We start from the raw sequence: 17927 nt of genomic DNA, 5'->3' as shown, positions 1-17927 counted from the left end.
TGCCCCACCCTCTGCAAGGACTCCCCATGCCCCATGACGCGCGGGAGCAGCACCCGTGAGTGCCGCTCCGTCCCCGCGGCGACGCCGTACCGTGTTCCTCCTCGCCGCCGCCATCCTCGGCACCGCAGCGCTGGCCTACAACGGACTCAAGCCGGCACCGCCGCCGAAGCTGCTGCTCGCATCCGTGATCCGCGGCGATATCGAGCAGATCGTGGAAGCCACCGGCACGCTCAAACCCTCGCACCTGGTCAGCGTCGGCGCACAGGTCTCCGGTCGTATCGAGTCGCTGCATGTCGCGCTGGGCGACAAGGTCCAGGCTGGCGACCTGATCGCCGAGATCGATTCACGCACCCAGCGCAACGCGCTGCAGAACGCGCAGGCCGCGCAACGCAGCGCGCGCGCCAACCGCAACGCGCTGGCCAGCCGGCTGCACCAGTACGAACTGACCCTGCAGCGGCAGCAGAAACTGGTCGCCCTGCAGGCCATCTCGCGGGCCGACTACGAGCAGGCCAAGGCCGATGTGGACGCCACCGGCGAGCAGATCGCCGCGCTGGATGCAGAAGTCGCGCAGCGCCAGACGGATGTCGATGTGGCGCAGACCAACCTGGAGTACACCCGCATCACCGCACCGGTTGAAGGCACGGTATTGGCCGTGGTCGCCCGGCAGGGACAGACGGTGAACGCCGTGCAGAGCGCGCCCACCATCGTGATGCTCGGCAACCAGGCCACCATGACGGTATACGCCGAAATCTCCGAGGCCGACGTGGTGCACGCCACGCGCGGCCAGGACGTGTTCTTCACCATCCTGGGCGATCCCACCCGCCGCTACACCAGTACCCTGCGCGATATCGCGCCGGCACCGGAGTCGATCACCCGCGAGGACGCCACCGGGCTGTCGGCACCGGCGCTGTCCGGCGCTGGCAGCCGCACTGCGATGTACTACAACGGCGTATTCGAGGTGGACAATGCCGACGGGCACCTGCGCAGTTACATGACCGCGCAGGTCCGCATCGTGCTGGGCCGGGCAACCGGCGTACCCACCATGCCGTCGGCCGCCTTGGGCAGCCACGCCGCCGATGGCAGCTACACCGTGCAGGTGGTGGGCACGGATGGGCGTGCACAGCCGCGCCGGATCACGATCGGGCTGGACGACCAGATACAGGTCCAGATCACGAGCGGCCTGCGCGTGGGCGAGCAGGTGGTGCTGGGCGAGGCCGATGCGAAGGCCCCACCCGCATGAGTACGGACCTGCCTGCGCCGTTGCTGCGCGTACGCGGACTGCACCGCGCATTTGCCGCCGGCGAGCAGACCCTGGTCGTGCTCGACAACGTGGATCTGGACATCCACGCCGGCGAGCTGGTGGCGATCGTGGGCCAGTCCGGTTCGGGCAAATCCACCTTGATGAACATCCTGGGCTGCCTGGACCATGCCTCCGCAGGCAGCTACCAGGTGGACGGACGCGAGACCGGACAGATGGCACCGGACGAACTGGCGCAACTGCGCCGCGAGCACTTCGGTTTCATCTTCCAGCGTTACCACCTGCTCAATGACCTGTCGGCGGTCGGCAACGTCGAGGTGCCCGCCATCTACGCCGGCATGACCGCCCAGGCGCGCCACCTGCGCGCCCGGCAACTGCTGAGCCGGCTCGGCCTGGGCGAACGCATGGACCACCGCCCGGGCGAACTGTCCGGCGGCCAGCAACAGCGCGTTTCCATCGCGCGGGCGCTGATGAACGGTGGTGCGGTGATCCTGGCCGACGAACCAACCGGCGCGCTGGACACACAGTCGGGCAAGGAGGTGATGAAGATCCTCTCCGAACTGCATGCCGAAGGTCATACCGTGGTGCTGGTCACCCATGACATGGCCGTGGCCGAACACGCCCAACGCATCATCGAGATCCGCGACGGCCGGATCGTGGCCGATCGCCGTACTGCCACCGGCACCCCTGTGCGGCCTGCCACCGTCACACAGGCCCCACCGCCCGCCACGGGCGGCGGCCTGCAGGCATGGCGCGACCGCTTCACCGAGGCATTCCGCATGGCGCTGCGGGCAATGAACGCCCATCGCATGCGCACCTTTCTGACCATGCTGGGCATCATCATCGGGATTGCTTCGGTGGTGTCCGTGGTGGCGTTGGGCACCGGCGCGCGCCAGGCAATCCTGTCCAATATCTCCGCCTTGGGCACCAACACCATCGAGGTCTACCCGGGCACCGGTTTCGGCGACCTGCGGTCGAGCCTGGTGGAAACCCTGACCCCAGGCGACAGCACCGCGCTGGCCGGGCAACGTTTCGTCGACAGCGCCACGCCCGGGGTGGCCACCTCGGCAACCGCGCGACGTGGCAACCGTTCGGCCAGCGCGCAGGTGCACGGCGTGGGCGAGCAGTACTTCCGCGTGCGCGGACTGGAGATCGCCGAGGGACGCCTATTTGGACGCGCCGCGGTGGATCGCTACCAGCAGGTGGTGGTGATCGATGCGAACACGCGGGCGCGCTTCTTTGCCCCGACCGACAACCCGATCGGCCAGACCCTGCTGCTCGGCAATGTGCCGGCACGCATCGTGGGGGTGACGAAAAAGCCGGCCACGGCCGTGGGCGATGCCTCGGTGCTCAGCGTGTGGCTGCCGTCCACCACGGTGATGGCACGCATGCTTGGCCAGCGCCATGTCTCCAGCATCACCGTGCGGGTGTCCGACGCGGTCACGATGCACGCTGCGGAACTGGCGATCACCCGGCTGCTGGTCCGCCGCCACGGCAGCCAGGATTTCTACATGAGCAACAACGCGCAGATCCGCGCGTCCATCGAGCAGACCACCGGCATCCTGACCATGATGATCGGGTCGATCGCGGCCATCGCGCTGGTCGTCGGCGGCATCGGCGTGATGAACATCATGCTGGTCTCGGTGACCGAGCGCACCCGGGAAATCGGCGTGCGCATGGCGGTCGGCGCACGGCACGGCGACATCCTGCAGCAGTTCCTGATCGAGTCGGTGCTGGTCTGCCTGTTGGGCGGCCTGCTCGGCATCGGCCTGGCGCTGGCGTTGGGCCTGGTGCTGGCGCTGGCCGATGTGGGCTTCCACCTGGTGTTCTCGGTGGCCTCGATCATCGCCGCCTTCGCCTGTTCCAGCCTGATCGGTATCGGCTTCGGCTTCCTGCCGGCGCGGCGTGCCGCCCAGCTGGACCCGGTGCAGGCGCTGATCCAGTAATTGCCCGGCCGGGCATCCGCTCCGGCCGGGCTCCACATTACGTGCATATACACCTATGATGCGGACATCCCACCCCGGCCGCCCCCATGGACCCGTTGCCCCCCAGCCCCTGCACCTGCTTCCGCCTGCGCCGCGCCTCGCGCCAGCTCTCGCAGATCTATGACGCGCACCTGGCCGGCATCGGGCTCAGCCTCAATGCCTATTCGATCCTGCGCCGCGCGCCCACACCGCGCCTGCTCGGTGAGCTGGCTGCTGCGCTGGGCATGGACCGCACCACCCTCACCCGCAACCTCAAGCCGCTGCTGCAGGCCGGCTGGCTGGCCGAGCAGCGCGGTGAAGACGCCCGCCAGCGCCTGATCGTCATCACCGCAGCGGGCAAGGCGTGCCTGCGCCGCGCCAAGCCACTGTGGCAGCGCGCCCAGGACGAGATCGAAACCGCCTTCGGCAGCACCCGTACCGCCCAGTTGCATACCCTGCTCGATCAGCTCGACCTGGCGCTGCCGCAGGGAGCGGGCGCATGAACGCAGCTGCTCAGCGCGCGCCGTCGATGCATTGGGGGTTGCTGGTCGCCGCCTCGGCGATCCTGATGGTCACCATGGGCGTGCGCCAGACCAGCGGTCTGTACGTCGACCCGATTCACCGCAGCACCGGCGTCAGCGTGGTGGAGATCAGTTTCGCGCTGGCCATCGGCCAGTTCGTGTGGGGCGCGGTGCAGCCGGTGTTCGGTGCTGTCGCCGACCAGCGCGGCGCCTTGCCGGTGCTGGTGTTCGGCGCCCTGCTGCTCACCGCCGGGCTGCTGCTGGCGCCGCTGTTGACCAGCCCACTGGGACTCAGCTTCACCCTCGGCCTGTTGATGGCCGCCGGTGCCGGTGCGGGTAGCTTCTCGGTGCTGATCGGTGCCACCGCGCACCGCCTGCCCGCGGAGAAACGCTCGTTCGCCGCTGGCCTGATCAACGCCGGCGGCTCGCTCGGCCAGTTCGTGTTCGCCCCGCTGGTGCAATGGATCATCGGCAGCGCCGGCTGGGCTCGCGCCATGATCACCATGGCCGTGGTGACGGTGTTGTCGCTGCCGCTGGCGTGGCCGTTGCGGCGGCGCGCCAGTGACCACGCGCCGGGGGTCAACCCGGTTGATGACGGCGGTCTGCGTGCGCAACTGCGCATGGCCTTGCGCGACCGCAGCTACTGGTGCCTGCACCTGGGCTTTTTCACCTGCGGCCTGCATATCGCCTTCCTGGTCACCCACCTGCCCGGTGAAATCGCGCTGTGCGGGTTGTCACCCACGGTGGCCTCGACTTCGATTGCATTGATCGGCCTGTTCAACATCGCCGGCAGCCTGATCGTCGGTGCACTGGGCCAGCGCTACCGGATGAAGTACCTGCTGTTCTGGATGTACGCCAGCCGTGCGGTGATGATCGGGCTGTACCTGCTTGCCCCGCCGACGCCGCTGACCTTCTACGTGTTCTCCGCCGCGCTGGGCTTCACCTGGCTGGCCACGGTGCCGCCGACGGTCGGCCTGGTCGGCAAGCTGTTCGGCCCGCGCTACCTGGGCACGCTGTTCGGGCTGACCCTGCTCTCGCACCAGCTCGGCGGCTTCTTCGGGGCGTGGCTGGGCGGTGTGGCGCTGGCGCACTCGGGCAACTTCCAGTGGATGTGGTACGCCGACATGGCGCTGGCCGCACTGGCAGCACTGGTCAACCTGCCGATCCGCGAAACACGGCCGCAGCGGCAACCGGCCCTGGCCTGACTTCACGTTGGCTTGACCTTGCTTGATGGCCTTCTAGTGGAAATGACCCTTCCACGCTTGAGCGCTTTCATTACGGACACTTTCGTCCGAAAATAAAACATGCCTACCCAACGTGCCGATGCGGCTGCGCGCCGCGCCCTCATCCTGGATGCCGCCGACGCGGTGTTCGGGCAACACGGTGTCACCGCCCCGCTGGACCTGGTCGTGGACCGCGCCCAGGTCGGGCGCGCCACGCTGTACCGTAATTTCCCCGATCGCACCGCGCTGGTCGAAGCGCTCCTGCAACGCACGGTGGCGCGGATCCGGCGCCAGGTGGAGAGCCTGGGCGAGCGCGACGATGCGCTGTTCGAAGTGTTCGAGGGCATGGCCGCGCGCATCGTGCAGTCACCGGCGCTGTCGGACTACTGGCGTGCGGTGGATCCGGACAACCCGGCCATCAAGGCCGCACGCCAGACCATCTGGGACCTGCTCAAAGCCCCGATGCAGCGCGCGATCGACGCCGGCCTGTGCCGCCCGGACCTGCAGGTCAGCGATGTATCGTTGATCTCGGGCATGCTCGGTGCGGCGCTGCGTGGCAAGACCCGCGACGAGCGCGCCCGGTTGGCCGCGCGCGCCCTGCAACTGCTGCGCGGCGGGCTGCGGGGGGCCGCCAACGAGGAGGCCTGAAGTCAGGAGGGATGATGTCGTCGTACCTCAAACCGATTCCCGCCTGGGAAGAGCACGAAAAGCCGACCATGCCCGGTTCGGCCTCGATGCCGTGGCATCCGCCACACCGGCGCCTGGCCTACGCGCTGGTGGCGCTGCTGGTGGGCATCACCGGCGGCCTGGGCAATGCCTTGGTCACTGCCAACCTGCCCTTCATGCAGGGCCAGCTGGGGCTCACTCCCGCACAGGGCAGCTGGCTGGTGGCGGCGTATGCGATGGTCAACGTGACCGCCAACCTGCTGGCCTTCAAGTTCCGCCAGCAATATGGCATCCGCCTGTTCGCCGAAATCGGGCTGGGCCTGTACGCCGCGCTGGCGGTCCTGCACCTGTTCGTGGGCAGCTACGAAACCACGTTGCTGACCCGCGCGGCCAGCGGCTTTGCTGGTGCGGCGTGCAGCACGTTGGGCACGCTGTACATGCTGCAGGCGCTGCCGCGCCGATTCACCGGCAACCTGCTGGTGATCGGCGTGGGCATCTCGCAGATGGCGGTGCCGATCGCCTGGCTGGTGTCACCGGAGCTGGTGGATACCGGCCAGTGGCACAACCTGTATCTGTTTGAAGCCGGGCTGGCGCTGTGCGCCTTTGCTGCCGTGGTGCTGCTGAAGCTGCCGCCTGGCGTGCAGATCAAGGCCTTTGAGCCGCTGGACTTCCTCACCTTCGCCCTGCTCGCCCCGGCCGTGGCCCTGCTGGTGATCGTGCTGGCCCAGGGCTACGTGCGCTGGTGGCTGGACACGCCGTGGCTGGGCTGGGCGCTGGTGGCCGCCATCGCGCTGTCCACCACCGCTTTCATCGTCGAACACTACCGGCGCAATCCGCTGCTGCAGACGCGCTGGCTGGCCAGCCCGGCAGTGCTGCACTTCATCGTCGGTGCCTTCCTGATCCGCTTCCTCACCACCGAGCAGTCCTACGGCGTGGTCGGGCTGATGCGCCAGCTCGGCATGGGCCCGGACCAGATGCGGCCGCTGTTCGCGGTGATCCTGGCCGGCGTGATCACCGGCATCGCCGCGGCCGCACTCACGTTCGGGCCGAAGCGCATCATCGCGCAGCTGCTGATGGCCATCCTGCTGCTGGGCAGCGCAGCGTTCGCCGACCAGAGCCGCACCAGCCTGGACCGTCCGCATGATTTCTTCCTGAGCCAGTTCCTGGCCTCGGTGGGTGCGGGCATGTTCATGGGCCCGTTGATCATGCTCGGCATCACCCAGGCCTTGAAGCAGGGCGCCGACCACATCATCAGCTTCCTGATCACCGTCTCGATCACCCAGACCCTGGGTGGCCTGGCCGGTTCGGCCGTGCTGAGCACCTACCAGCTGCACCGCGAACAGGTCTACTCCGCCGCGCTGGTCAGCCAGCTCGACCCGGCCGACGGCGTGGTCGCCCAGCGCCTGAAGCAACAGCAGCAGCTGTACGCCGGGCTGATCACCGACCCGGTACAACGCAGCGCGCAGGGCACCGCGCAACTGGCGCTGACCACCCGCCGCGAAGCCAACGTGCGCGCGTTCAACGATGTGTTCACCTTGAGTGGCACCGTCGCGCTGGCCTTCCTGGGCTGGTTGCTGCTGCTATCGGTACGCACCGCCGTGCGCAAACAGTGGCGCAAGCGTCATCCACCCAGCTCTTCCCTTTCCACCGCCGCGCCCGCCTCCGGGGGGCCCCGATGAGTCCCGACATGCCCAGCACTCCGCCACGCGACGACAGCACCGCTGAGAACGTCAACCCGGCCCCACCGACCGATGCCGCGCCGGCGACCGCCGCGGCGGTGCCGAAGTACCTCACACCGAGCCGGCGCAGCGTGGTGATCATGATCGGGATCGCGCTGCTCGGCATCGCGCTGATCCTGCGTGCGTGGTCGCTGTGGCCGTTCCAGAGCACCCGGGTCAGCACCGACAACGCCTATGTGCGCGGCCAGATCACCGTGCTCGCGCCGCAGGTGAACGGCTATGTCACCCAGGTGCTGGTCAAGGACTTCCAGCACGTCCGCCAGGGCGATGCGCTGGTGCACATCGACGACCGCATCTACAAGGAAAAGGTCGCCCAGGCCCAGGCCGACCTGGACAGCGCACGCGCCGCACTGGCCAATTCCGACCAGGCGCAGGCCCAGAACCGCGCGCAGATTGCCGGCGCGCAGGCCAACCTCTCGGCCGGCCAGTCCGAACTGTCGCGTGCGCGTGGCGAGCTCAAGCGCTACGAGCAGCTGGCCGCCCAGCAGCTGGTGGCCCTCAATGACCGCGACAAGTTCCGCACCAGCGCCCAGGCCGCGCAGGCGGCGGTGCTGCAGTCGCAGGCGCAGATCCGCATCGCCGAAGAAACCCTCACCTCGACCCAGGTGGCGCGCAAGAGCCTGGAAGCGCGCGTGGCAACCGCGCAGGCACAGCTGGAGCTGGCGCGCATCGACCTGGCCAATACCGTCATCCATGCCCCACGCGATGGCCAGATCAGTGAGGCGTCGGTGCGCCAGGGGCAATACGTCAGCGCCGGCTCACAGCTGCTGTTCCTGGTTCCAGACACGCTGTGGGTGGTGGCCAATTTCAAGGAAGGCCAGACCTGGAAGATGCGCATCGGGCAACCGGCAACCTTCGCGGTGGATGCCTTCGACGGCGAAAAGCTGCACGGTCACATTGAACAGATCGCGCCGGCCACCGGTTCGGAGTTCAGCGTGCTGCGCCCGGACAATGCCAGCGGCAACTTCACCAAGGTGGTGCAGCGGCTGCCGATCCGGATCGCCATCGATCCCGATCAGGCGCTGGCCAAGCGCCTGCGCCCGGGGATGTCGGTGGTGGTGCGGGTGGAGACGGCGGACGCGGGCCGCTGAAACATATGGAAACGCCGCGCAATGCGCGGCGTTTTCGTCAGCGTACCGAGCAGCGGCCGGTACTCACCGTGGTTGATTTCAACCGGCGCAGCGCGCGCACAACCCATGCACTTCCAGGGTCTGCGCCTGCGGCTGGAAGCCCAGCTCCTTGGCGCGCTTCTCCAGCTGGCTGACGATCTCCTTGTCTTCCAGCTCAACGGCACTGTGGCAGCTGTTGCAGATCAGGAACGGCACCGAGTGCTGTGCACTGCTGGGATGATGGCAGGCCACGAACGCGTTGACCGATTCGAGCTTGTGCACGAAGCCGTTGGCCATCAGGAAATCCAGCGCGCGGTACACGGTCGGCGGGGCGTCGGCACCGACGCCCTTGCCGTTGCGCACCCACTCCAGCAGCTCGTAAGCCTTGACCGGCTTGCCGGCCTCGGCGATCAGGCGCAGCACGTTGGCGCGGATCGGGGTCAGTCGCAGCCCACGCTCCGTGCACACGCGTTCGACCACCTTCACGAAGTCCGAGGCGTCGTGAACGTGATGGTGGGGGGCGGTACAAGCGGTTTTGGCAGGCATGCGCGGTCTCCTGTGGTCAGGCCGTCGGTACTTTAGTAAGTGCGACGTCGATGCGTTTCAAGGCCTCTTCACGCCCAGCCAGGAACACCGTTTGGGAAATGTCAGGGCTGACCTGGGTGCCGGTGATGGCCACGCGCAGCGGCTGCGCCACCTTGCCCATGCCGATCTCCAGCGCCGTGGCTACGTCGTGCAGGGCGGCCGAGACGCTCTCGACGGTCCATTCAGCGGCCGCCGCCAGCAGCTCGCGGGCCTTGCCGAGTGCCAGTTCCGCGCCCGGTTTGAAGTGTTTGGCCACGGCGGCTTCGTCGTATTCGGTCAGCGGCTGGTACCAGACCACCGCCTTCTCGGCCATTTCCTTCAGCGTCTGCACGCGGTCACGCAGCGCCAGCACCACGTCGGCCGGGGCCGGGCCGGCGGCCAGGTCCAGGCCCAGCTTGTCCAGCTGGTAGACCAGGTGCGGGGCGATATCGGCCGGTGCTTCGGTCTTCAGGAAGTGCTGGTTGACCCAACCCAGCTTGGCCATGTCCAGGCGCGCGGCCTTGGAATTGCAGTTGGTCACATCGAACAGGTCGATCAGCTCCTGGCGGCTGAACAGTTCCTGGTCACCGTGCGACCAGCCCAACCGGGCCAGGTAGCTCAGCAGCGCGTCGGGCAGGTAGCCGGCGTCCTTGTACTGCATCACGTCGGCCGCGCCGGTGCGCTTGGACAGCTTGGCGCCCTGCTCGTCCAGGATCATCGGCATGTGGCCGAACTTCGGCACCGGTGCCCCGATGCCCTCGTACAGGTTGATCTGGCGCGGGGTGTTGTTGATGTGGTCGTCGCCGCGGATGACCTCGCTGATGCGCATGTCCCAATCGTCCACCACCACCGCGAAGTTGTAGGTGGGGAAGCCATCCGGACGGAAGATCACCATGTCGTCCAGCTCGCTGTTGGCGATCTCGATGCGGCCCTTGATCAGGTCGTCGAACACCACCGTGCCGGTGAGCGGATTCTTGAAGCGGATGACCCGGTTCGGGTCGTCGCGGTAAGGGAGCCCCAGCTCGCGGGCGGCGCCGTTGTAACGCGGCTTCTCCTGCTTGGCCATGGCGGCCTCGCGCATCGCGTCCAGCTCTTCCTTGGTCTCGTAGGCGTAGTAAGCCTTGCCGTTGGCGACCAGCTGCTCGGCCACTTCCTGGTAGCGGGCCACGCGCTGGGTCTGGTAGATCGGACCTTCGTCGTAGCCCAGGCCCAGCCAGTCCATCGCCTCCAGGATGGCGTCGATCGCGCCCTGGGTGCTGCGCTCGCGGTCGGTGTCCTCGATGCGCAGCACGAATTCGCCGCCACGGTGACGGGCCTCCAGCCAGCAGTACAGCGCGGTGCGCGCGCCGCCGATGTGCAGGTAGCCGGTGGGACTGGGGGCGAAACGGGTGCGGCAGATCATGGAAGGCTCGGGGCGGGAAGCGGAATCCCGGCAATTTTACCCGTCCCGGCCCGAAACCGGGGAAACCTTGTCCTGACGGGCGCGGACCGCCCCGGGACGGTCCGCGACGGCTGCGCTCAGGGCGCCTGCAGCGGCTTGCGCGGCAGCTTCTCCTCGCGCATCGCGGCGTTGTAGACGAACGAGGCCACGATCGCGGCGGCCTGCTTGAGGTCCTCCGGCTCGGCGTGGTCCCAGGTGTCCAGGTTGCTGTGGTGCACGTTGGTGAAGTAGTCCAGGCGGTCCTGGATGAACTGGAAGCCCGGCAGGCCGACCCGGTCGAAGGCGATGTGATCGGTGCTGCCGGTGTTGCGGGTGGCCACCGTGGTGGCGCCCACGTCATGGAACGGCGCCAGCCAGGCCTCGAAGATCGGCACCGCGGCCAGGTTCTCCTGGGCGTAGATGCCACGGAAGCGGCCCGAACCGTTGTCCATGTTGAAGTACGCCGAGAACCGGTCGTAGTCGCGCAGGCGCTGCAGTGGGCCGGTCGGCTCGCGCATCGACACCGGCAGCAGCTTCTGCTCAGGATCGGTCGGCTCGGGGAAATGTGCCAGATGGCGCGACACGTAGTCCTGCGACCCCACCAGGCCCTGCTCTTCCCCGCTCCACAGCGCCACGCGGATGGTGCGCTTGGGCTTGGCGCCCACCGCCTTGAGGATGCGCATGGCTTCCATCATCACCGCCACGCCCGCGGCGTTGTCGGCCGCACCGGTACCGGTGTGCCAGGAGTCCATGTGCGCACCCAGCATCACGATCTCATCGGCCTTGCTGCTGCCGCGGATCTCGGCCAGCGTGTTGTGGCCCGGCTGGTCCTGTGCATCGGTGAAGCGCGCGTCCACGTTGACCCGCAGCTTCACCACCTGCTTCTGCGCAACCGCACGCGCCAACTGGTTGTAGTGCTCGGCCATCATCGCCAGCTCGGGCACGCCCACCGACTCGCCGGCCTTGCGCGAACCGCCGCCGCCGACCCGGATGATGCCGTTGTCCCAGCCGCTGATGCTGATCGTGGCCAGCACGCCCTGCTCGACGAAGAACGCATTGGTGGCCTGCGCCAGTGCCTGCTTCTCGCGGTGTTCCTTGGCCTTCTTTGCCCGCTCGGCGCTGGCGTCGGCGACGTCCTTGGGCACCGCGAACACCTGCAGCTCGGCCAGGCCGGCATCATCGTGGCGGTGCGAATCGGACGTACTGGCGCGCGCATAGTCGCGTGCATCATTGAGCAGCAGGATCTTGCCGGTCAGTTTGCCCTTGTACTGCTCCAGGTCGGCGAGCTTCTTGATCTCGACCTTGATCACCTCACCTTCAACGGTGCCCGGCGTGCCCGGGGTCCAGGCCTTCGGCAGCGCATACAGCGGGGTCACCCGCGGGCTCAGCATCTCCACATTGGCGTTGCTGAATTCCCAGCCGCGGCCGAAGCCGTCGAAGGCCTCGTCATGCACATTGACCAGGCCCCATTCGTTGAACTTGCCGCGGGTCCAGCGGTTGGCCTCGGCCATCGCCGGCGAATTGGTCAGGCGCGGGCCGATGCGTTCGGTGAGATGGCTGAAAGTAGCCATCACCTGCGAACGGTGGAAGGCTTCCTGGCGGATCCGGCTGACCATGTCCAGGTCCACCGTTTCCTTCGTCTGTGCACCGGCCACGCCGCTCAGTGCCAATGCCACGCTCAACATGCCCCACTTCAACACAGCTACCCCCGGCTTGCGCCCGACCACGATCAATCGCCGAGTCTAGCGAGCGCGGCCCGCTGCGACCGCGGGCCATCAGTCATGGTTGGCAGACCGCTCAGCGGCGCCAGCCGTACCAGAGCTGGCCTACCACGGGAATCAACAGCAACCAGCGGTTGCGATCAAGGGATGCGCAGCCGAATACCGGGGTGTGCTGCGGCCAATCGCCCGGCAGGCCGTCGATGCCGATCTCCTGCAGTGCTTCGGCGCCTTGCCGCCACGGGCGATAACCGGCATCGCACAGCGGCCCGCGTGCCTGGCGGGCCTCGCGCAGCCAAGCCAGGCCTTCGCCCAGCACCGCCGCGCGGATGTCGGCGGCCAGTGCAAAGCGGACCAGGCCGGGGGCGATCCTGGCCCCCGGCAGCGCCATCAGCGGCGATGGCCAGCCCTGCCCGCCTGCATCGCCGGCCAGCAGCGCGCAGCGCCCCAGCCGTGCCGGCAAGGCCCGGCGGGCACGTTCTTGCAACCGTCGATGCAGGTTCATCGTGGTGTCCTTACTTGAGGCTGGCGCCGAGTTCGTACCAGTCCACCCGGCGGGTGATCCACATCGCCGCGGCCAGCACACCGAACAGCAGCAGCGAGCCCATCAGCAAGGCGTTGTTCTCCGAAACCAGCAGGCCATACAGCGCGCCGTACAACACGGTGAGCATGCCGGCAAAGCCCAGCCCGCGTGCCCAGCTCTTCAACACGCCGGACAGGTACACCGCCTGCACCCCGATGCAGGCCACCGCCGAGGCGACATACGCGGTCCAGAACGGAATGTGCTCGGACAGGCTCAGCAGCAGCAGGAAGAAGATCGCCAGCGCCAGCCCGACCATCAGGTACTGCAGCGGATGGATGCGCAGGCGTTTGATCAGTTCAAACAGGATGAAGCCAACGAAGGTCAGCACGATGAAGAGAATGCCGTACTTGCTGGCGCGATCGGCCTGGGTATAGATGTCGACCGGATTGACCAGCTCCACGCTGACCGTTTCCGGGGTGGCCTCGCTGCCGCTGCGCAGCTGGCGCTGTGCCTCGGAGGCCAGCGAAGACACCGCCCATTGCGCATCGAAGCCCTGCTCGCCCACCTTGCGTTCGTTGGGCAGGAAGCTGCCACCGAACAGCGGGTGCGGCCACGGCGAACGGATCGCGATGCGGCTGTCGTCACCCACCGGCACCACCGCCAGCGACCGCGTGCCATCAAGCACGAGGTCCAGCTCGATGGTGCTGCCCTTGAGCATGCCACCGGCGGTGCTGTCGAACCCGCGCAGCGGCACGTGCAGGCCCTTGCCCATGCCCGAGACATCGCCGATGCCCGGCTGCAGCGTCAACGCGGCGCCATCCACCTGCAGTTTCGGCGAGCCGACCAGCCCGCGCACGTCGGCGATGCCCACCGCCAGGTACGGCGTGCCATACACGCGGCCGGCCTTGATCGGATAGTCATCGTCGCTGAACTCGGCACTGACCTTGGCCTTCCAGCTGTATACCGGCACCCGGAACAGGCCGACCCGGCGTTCATCGGGCTGCATCTGGCCATCCACCAACAACTTGCCCGGCATCTGCAGCCAGTAGCCCGGCTCGGTCTGGATCTCTTTCTTCTTGGTACCGGCCGCATCGACCACCTCCACTTCGCGGGTCTCGGTCCACGGCACCACCCGTACCGGGCCGGTCAGGGTCTGCGCCCCGGCCCGGCTCTGCGACACGCGCAGGTAGGCCTCGTCGCGGTAGGCCTCGCGTTCCTTGATCACGCCCTTGATCATCATCAGTGGGATCAGCAGCAACAGGATCAGTCCGCCGACAATGGCGAAGCGCAACAGCATGTGCAGGGATTTCATCGCCCGTCCTCGTTTGGGAGGGGGCCAGCTTCACCGCCTGCCGTGTGCGGGGTTTGTGCTGAGTTTGAAGTCTGTGTGAAGTCGCCGCGCGGCGGGGCTCAGCGCCGGATCTGCGCGGCGGGATCGCGCCACGGCAACCACAGCGCGGCCACGGCACCACCGCCTTCGCGATTGCGCAACTGCACCTTGCCGCCGTGCAGTCGTGCCACTTCCTGCACGAACGACAGCCCCAACCCGGAGCTGCGCAGGCCGGTGGCCGGGCGTGCCAGCGAGTAGAAACGTTCAAACACCCGCTCCAATGCATAGTCGGGCACGCCGCTGCCGCGATCGGCCACGCGCAGGGCCACGCCTTCGCCCTCGCGTGCGGCGCTGAGCTGGATGCGGCTGCCACTGCTGGAGAATGCCAGTGCGTTTTCCAGCAGGTTGTTCACCGCCTGGCGCAGCAGGTAGGCATCGCCCTGGATGACCAGGCCCTCGGGCGCTTCGATATCGATCGCCACCGCCATGGCCTGCGCACGCATCGCCACCGCCGTCGCGGCAGCCTGCAGCAGCGGCGCCAGGTCGATCCGTTCGCGCTTCTGCAGCCAGCCATGCTGCTCCACTTCGGCCAGCGCCAGCAGCTTGTCGATGGTCTCGGTGAGGCGTTGCGCCTGGCCCTGGATGCTGCCGGCGAAATGCACGCGGTCGGCGTCCGGCAGCGGCTCCTGCAGCAGCTCGGCCGCACCACGGATTGCCGCCAGCGGGCTTTTCATCTCGTGGGTCAGCGACTGTACGTACTGCTCGACGTACGCCTTGCCTTCGAGCTTGCGCCGCATCGTTTCCAGCGCCTGGCCCAGATCGCCGATCTCATCGCGGCGCGGCTTCGGCGGCGGTACCGGCTCACCGGCGCTGACGGCCTTGGCATAGCGGTTGAGCCGGCTCACACCATGCATCAACCAGGCGGTCATCAGCAACCCGATCAGCGCCGACAGCCCGATCAACCATGCACCGCGCTGCATGATCGCGCGCTGGCTGGCGGCAATGAACGGATCGATGCTGCGATTGGGCTGGGCCAGGCTGAGCACGCCGATCAGGCGGCTGGCATCGGCCGGGTCGTGGATCGGCGCGGCCACATGCATCACGGTCTGGGTGTCATCGCCGGGAACTTCCGGGCTGGAGCGCGCGCCGTATTCGCCGCGCAGGGTGCGGTAGACATCATTCCAGCGCGAGTTGTCGCGGCCGATGCCTTCCCCGGTCGAGTCGTACACCACGATGCCCTTGGCATCGGTGATCGTCACCCGGTAGTCCAGGCTGCGCTTGGGGAAGCGCCAGACCATCGCCTTGGGGTCGCGGCGCTGCGCGCGGGCCAGGTCGGCCACAAAGCGGCCATTGCGGATCTGCCCGGCCTTGAGGTCGGCCGCGGCCATTTCCGCCAGCACGTTGGCCGCATCCACCAGCGTGGACTCCATCGCCTGGCGCACCCCGGGCTTCACTTCGTTGACGAAGATGCGCATCACGAAGAACGCCGCGATGCCCACGATCAGGAAGAAGCCCAGGAACAGTTTCAGGCCCAGACGCATGGCTTAGACCTCCAGCGCGTAGCCCAGGCCGCGATGGGTGCGGATCGGGTCGGGCTCGGCACCGGCGGCGCGCAGCTTGGCGCGCAGCGTCTTCACGTGGGTATCCACGGTGCGGTCGGCACTGTCGGCGTCGCTGTCCCAGCCACGGTCCATCAACTGGGCGCGGCTGAGGATGGCGCCGGGGCGCTGCAGCAGTGCGGCCATCAGCGCGTATTCGTAGCGGGTCAGGTCCAGCGGCTGTTCGGCATAGCGGATGCGGCTGCCGTCGCGGTCGATCGCGAAACGGCCGTGCTGCTGCCAGCCGGTCGTGGTGTCAGCCACCGGCGCCACCGCGCGGCGCAGGCGCGCCCGTACCCGCGCCACCAGCTCGCGCGGCGAGAAGGGTTTGGCCATGTAGTCGTCGGCGCCCAGTTCCAGGCCCAGCACCCGGTCGAATTCGTCGTTGCGGGCGGTCAGGAAGATCACCGGCACCTGGCTGAAGGTGCGCAGCGTGCGGCACACCTCGAACCCGCTCATGTCCGGCAGCCCCACATCCAGCACCACCACGTCGTAGGCCTGCTGGTGCAGGGTGGCCAGCGCCTCGCCCCCCAGCAGGCAATGGCGCGCGCCATAGCCTTCGCTGCGCAGCGCATACAGGACGGTGTCGGCGATGGCGGTCTCATCTTCGACCACCAGGACGTTGTGCAGGGGCTGGCTCATGCGCGCAGCATAGCCGCTGGGCCCGCCGCGCCGTACACTGCGCCGATGAATTACCGCCACGCCTTCCATGCCGGCAACCATGCCGATGTGCTCAAGCACATCGTGCAGCTTGCCCTGCTCGACACCTTCAAGCGCAAGGACAGCCCGTTCTTCGTGCTGGACACCCACGGCGGCGCTGGCCGCTACCTGCTGGCCAGCGAGGAAAGCCGCAAGACGCTGGAGGCCGAGGACGGGGTGATGCGCCTGATGGCGCAGCCCAAGCTGCCGCCGGTGGTGGAGCGCTACCTGAAGGCGGTGCAGGCCGACAACCCGGTCGGCGCCATGGTCAGCTACCCCGGCTCACCGCTGCTGACCGCCCAGACCCTGCGCGAGCAGGACCGCATGGCCGTGTGCGAGGTGCAGGACGCCGAAGCGGCATCGCTCAAGGCGCTGTTCGCGCATGACAGCCGCGTGGCGGTCTTTCACGCCGATGGCTATGCACAGAACAAGGCACTGATCCCGCCCAAGGCCAACGGCGTGAAGATCGGCCGCGGCCTGGTCCTGATCGACCCCCCGTATGAAGGGCAGGACGCCGAGTACCAGGCCATTCTGGCCTCGGTGAGCGAAATCCTGAGCCGCTGGCCACAGGCGACCTTTGCCATCTGGTTCCCGATCAAACAGCGCCGTACCGTACTGCACTTCCTGCGCAAGGCCTGTGCCCTGCCGGCGGTGAAGTCGGTGTTGACCGCCGAGCTGCTGGTGCGCCCGGATGACTCCCCGCTGCGCCTCAACGGCAGCGGCATGCTGCTGCTCAACCCGCCGTGGCAGTTCGACCTGACCCTGGCCCCGGCGATGCCGGCGCTCAAGCAGTTCCTCGGCGAGGCCGGTGCCAGCACCCGCCTGCAGTGGCTCAAGCAGGCCGAATAAGCCTGTGAAGGCAGGGCCGGCCCGCGCCGGCCCACCCACCCGCAGCCCGGTTTGACGTGAGTGTTCCGTTCACGGAACGTCCCCCCGGGGATGCGAGAATCCGAAGACCACCTAGGAATGACCGGTATGGCTACCCGTAACCGCATGCCGCCCTGGCACGAGATTTTCAAGGCGCCCAGTGGCCATGAGCTGCTGATCCGCCCGATCCGCCCCGAAGACGGGGCACCGCTGCACGCCGCCTTCAGCCTGTTCGGGCCGGAGGAGATCCGCGACCGCTTCCTGCAGTCGGTGACGGAACTGTCGCCGGAAACCACCCAGCGCCTGACCCACCCCAACCCGAAGAGCGAAATCACCCTGGTGGCGGCCGAGTCGCTGCCGGCCGGTGAAGCCGTGGTCGGCGCGGTGGCCCGTGCCTCGATCATCCAGGGCACCCGCGAAGCCGAGTACGCCATCCTGGTCAGCCGTTTCCTGGTCGGCCAGGGCCTGGGCCGGCAGCTGATGCGCAAGCTGGTCAAATGGGCGCGCGGCAAGTACCTGGATCGCCTGTACGGCGATGTGGCCGAAGAGAACGAACCCATGAAGCAGCTGGCCGCCTCGCTCGGCTTCAAGCCGGTGCCGCATCCCAACGGCACCCCCGGCCTGGTGCGCATGGTGCTGGAGCTGGACAGCTGATGTCACGCCGGCCATAAACCGGCCGGCGTCACCCGTCGCCTGCTGACCTGCCCGGCGCGGCGTGCCGGGTCTGC

The 17927-nt window shown here is 67.9% G+C and carries 16 protein-coding genes; 9 read left to right on the top strand and 7 right to left on the bottom strand.

Features of this window, described 5'->3' with window-relative positions; all coding sequences use genetic code 11:
• Positions 1-55: 55 nt before the first annotated feature.
• The 7 genes from AC3IPM_RS06375 (at position 56) to AC3IPM_RS06345 (ending at position 8462) form a co-directional block, all read left to right on the top strand.
• Positions 56-1240 carry an efflux RND transporter periplasmic adaptor subunit gene (locus tag AC3IPM_RS06375; protein WP_489303124.1) on the top strand — a complete coding sequence of 395 codons (1185 nt, stop codon included), beginning with the start codon at positions 56-58 and terminating at the stop codon, positions 1238-1240.
• Positions 1237-3204, top strand: a complete 1968-nt coding sequence (locus AC3IPM_RS06370; protein ID WP_489303123.1) for a MacB family efflux pump subunit — start codon at positions 1237-1239, stop codon at positions 3202-3204. The genes AC3IPM_RS06375 and AC3IPM_RS06370 overlap by 4 nt, the downstream gene beginning before the upstream one ends.
• A gap of 86 nt (positions 3205-3290) precedes the next feature.
• The gene (locus AC3IPM_RS06365) at positions 3291-3725 is read left to right on the top strand and encodes a MarR family winged helix-turn-helix transcriptional regulator (RefSeq protein ID WP_489303122.1); all 435 of its coding nucleotides are present in this window, start codon (positions 3291-3293) and stop codon (positions 3723-3725) included.
• Entirely contained in the window at positions 3722-4948 is a 1227-nt protein-coding gene (locus AC3IPM_RS06360) for an MFS transporter (RefSeq protein ID WP_489303121.1), read from the top strand. The genes AC3IPM_RS06365 and AC3IPM_RS06360 overlap by 4 nt, the downstream gene beginning before the upstream one ends.
• A 99-nt stretch (positions 4949-5047) precedes the next feature.
• Positions 5048-5614, top strand: coding sequence for a TetR/AcrR family transcriptional regulator (locus AC3IPM_RS06355; RefSeq protein ID WP_489303120.1), 567 nt, complete (start codon positions 5048-5050; stop codon positions 5612-5614).
• Between the two features lie 11 nt (positions 5615-5625).
• The gene (locus tag AC3IPM_RS06350) at positions 5626-7311 is read left to right on the top strand and encodes an MFS transporter (protein WP_489303119.1); all 1686 of its coding nucleotides are present in this window, start codon (positions 5626-5628) and stop codon (positions 7309-7311) included.
• Positions 7312-7319: 8 nt separating this feature from the next.
• Positions 7320-8462, top strand: a complete 1143-nt coding sequence (locus AC3IPM_RS06345; protein ID WP_489303118.1) for an HlyD family secretion protein — start codon at positions 7320-7322, stop codon at positions 8460-8462.
• 78 nt (positions 8463-8540) lie between these two features.
• On the opposite strand, the gene AC3IPM_RS06340 is transcribed toward AC3IPM_RS06345, so the two are convergent.
• From AC3IPM_RS06340 to creB, 7 genes are all read right to left on the bottom strand, one after another.
• A complete protein-coding gene (locus AC3IPM_RS06340) occupies positions 8541-9026 on the bottom strand; it encodes a transcriptional repressor (RefSeq protein ID WP_489303117.1) in 486 nt (161 codons plus the stop codon).
• A 16-nt stretch (positions 9027-9042) separates the two neighbouring features.
• Complete coding sequence (gene gltX / locus AC3IPM_RS06335; RefSeq protein ID WP_489303116.1) at positions 9043-10446, bottom strand: glutamate--tRNA ligase; 1404 nt, start codon at positions 10444-10446, stop codon at positions 9043-9045.
• 116 nt (positions 10447-10562) lie between these two features.
• Complete coding sequence (locus AC3IPM_RS06330) at positions 10563-12149, bottom strand: M20/M25/M40 family metallo-hydrolase (protein WP_489303115.1); 1587 nt, start codon at positions 12147-12149, stop codon at positions 10563-10565.
• Between the two features lie 112 nt (positions 12150-12261).
• Entirely contained in the window at positions 12262-12687 is a 426-nt protein-coding gene (locus AC3IPM_RS06325; RefSeq protein WP_489303114.1) for a hypothetical protein, read from the bottom strand.
• A 10-nt stretch (positions 12688-12697) separates the two neighbouring features.
• Positions 12698-14017, bottom strand: coding sequence for a cell envelope integrity protein CreD (gene creD, locus AC3IPM_RS06320; protein WP_489303113.1), 1320 nt, complete (start codon positions 14015-14017; stop codon positions 12698-12700).
• A 98-nt stretch (positions 14018-14115) separates the two neighbouring features.
• Positions 14116-15576, bottom strand: coding sequence for a two-component system sensor histidine kinase CreC (gene creC / locus AC3IPM_RS06315; RefSeq protein WP_489303112.1), 1461 nt, complete (start codon positions 15574-15576; stop codon positions 14116-14118).
• Positions 15577-15579: 3 nt separating this feature from the next.
• The gene (gene creB / locus AC3IPM_RS06310) at positions 15580-16275 is read right to left on the bottom strand and encodes a two-component system response regulator CreB (RefSeq protein ID WP_489303111.1); all 696 of its coding nucleotides are present in this window, start codon (positions 16273-16275) and stop codon (positions 15580-15582) included.
• A gap of 45 nt (positions 16276-16320) precedes the next feature.
• Here creB and AC3IPM_RS06305 point away from each other — a divergent pair, with 45 nt between their 5' ends.
• Both AC3IPM_RS06305 and AC3IPM_RS06300 read left to right on the top strand, forming a co-directional pair.
• Positions 16321-17181 (top strand): 23S rRNA (adenine(2030)-N(6))-methyltransferase RlmJ, encoded by an 861-nt coding sequence (locus AC3IPM_RS06305; protein WP_489303110.1) that lies wholly within the window; start codon positions 16321-16323, stop codon positions 17179-17181.
• A gap of 126 nt (positions 17182-17307) precedes the next feature.
• Positions 17308-17853, top strand: a complete 546-nt coding sequence (locus tag AC3IPM_RS06300) for a GNAT family N-acetyltransferase (protein WP_489303109.1) — start codon at positions 17308-17310, stop codon at positions 17851-17853.
• Positions 17854-17927: the final 74 nt, after the last annotated feature.

The sequence above is a fragment of the Stenotrophomonas sp. GL_111 genome (genome assembly GCF_057835245.1).
This window is presented reverse-complemented; position numbering and strand designations above follow the sequence as displayed.

Coding starts and splice junctions, on each gene's coding strand:
- AC3IPM_RS06370 (WP_489303123.1), top strand. CDS start 1,237: ATGAGTACGGACCTGCCTGCGCCGTTGCTGCGCGTACGCGGACTGCAC.
- AC3IPM_RS06365 (WP_489303122.1), top strand. CDS start 3,291: ATGGACCCGTTGCCCCCCAGCCCCTGCACCTGCTTCCGCCTGCGCCGC.
- AC3IPM_RS06360 (WP_489303121.1), top strand. CDS start 3,722: ATGAACGCAGCTGCTCAGCGCGCGCCGTCGATGCATTGGGGGTTGCTG.
- AC3IPM_RS06355 (WP_489303120.1), top strand. CDS start 5,048: ATGCCTACCCAACGTGCCGATGCGGCTGCGCGCCGCGCCCTCATCCTG.
- AC3IPM_RS06350 (WP_489303119.1), top strand. CDS start 5,626: ATGATGTCGTCGTACCTCAAACCGATTCCCGCCTGGGAAGAGCACGAA.
- AC3IPM_RS06345 (WP_489303118.1), top strand. CDS start 7,320: ATGCCCAGCACTCCGCCACGCGACGACAGCACCGCTGAGAACGTCAAC.
- AC3IPM_RS06340 (WP_489303117.1), bottom strand. CDS start 9,026: ATGCCTGCCAAAACCGCTTGTACCGCCCCCCACCATCACGTTCACGAC.
- gltX (WP_489303116.1), bottom strand. CDS start 10,446: ATGATCTGCCGCACCCGTTTCGCCCCCAGTCCCACCGGCTACCTGCAC.
- AC3IPM_RS06330 (WP_489303115.1), bottom strand. CDS start 12,149: ATGTTGAGCGTGGCATTGGCACTGAGCGGCGTGGCCGGTGCACAGACG.
- AC3IPM_RS06325 (WP_489303114.1), bottom strand. CDS start 12,687: ATGAACCTGCATCGACGGTTGCAAGAACGTGCCCGCCGGGCCTTGCCG.
- creD (WP_489303113.1), bottom strand. CDS start 14,017: ATGAAATCCCTGCACATGCTGTTGCGCTTCGCCATTGTCGGCGGACTG.
- creC (WP_489303112.1), bottom strand. CDS start 15,576: ATGCGTCTGGGCCTGAAACTGTTCCTGGGCTTCTTCCTGATCGTGGGC.
- creB (WP_489303111.1), bottom strand. CDS start 16,275: ATGAGCCAGCCCCTGCACAACGTCCTGGTGGTCGAAGATGAGACCGCC.
- AC3IPM_RS06305 (WP_489303110.1), top strand. CDS start 16,321: ATGAATTACCGCCACGCCTTCCATGCCGGCAACCATGCCGATGTGCTC.
- AC3IPM_RS06300 (WP_489303109.1), top strand. CDS start 17,308: ATGGCTACCCGTAACCGCATGCCGCCCTGGCACGAGATTTTCAAGGCG.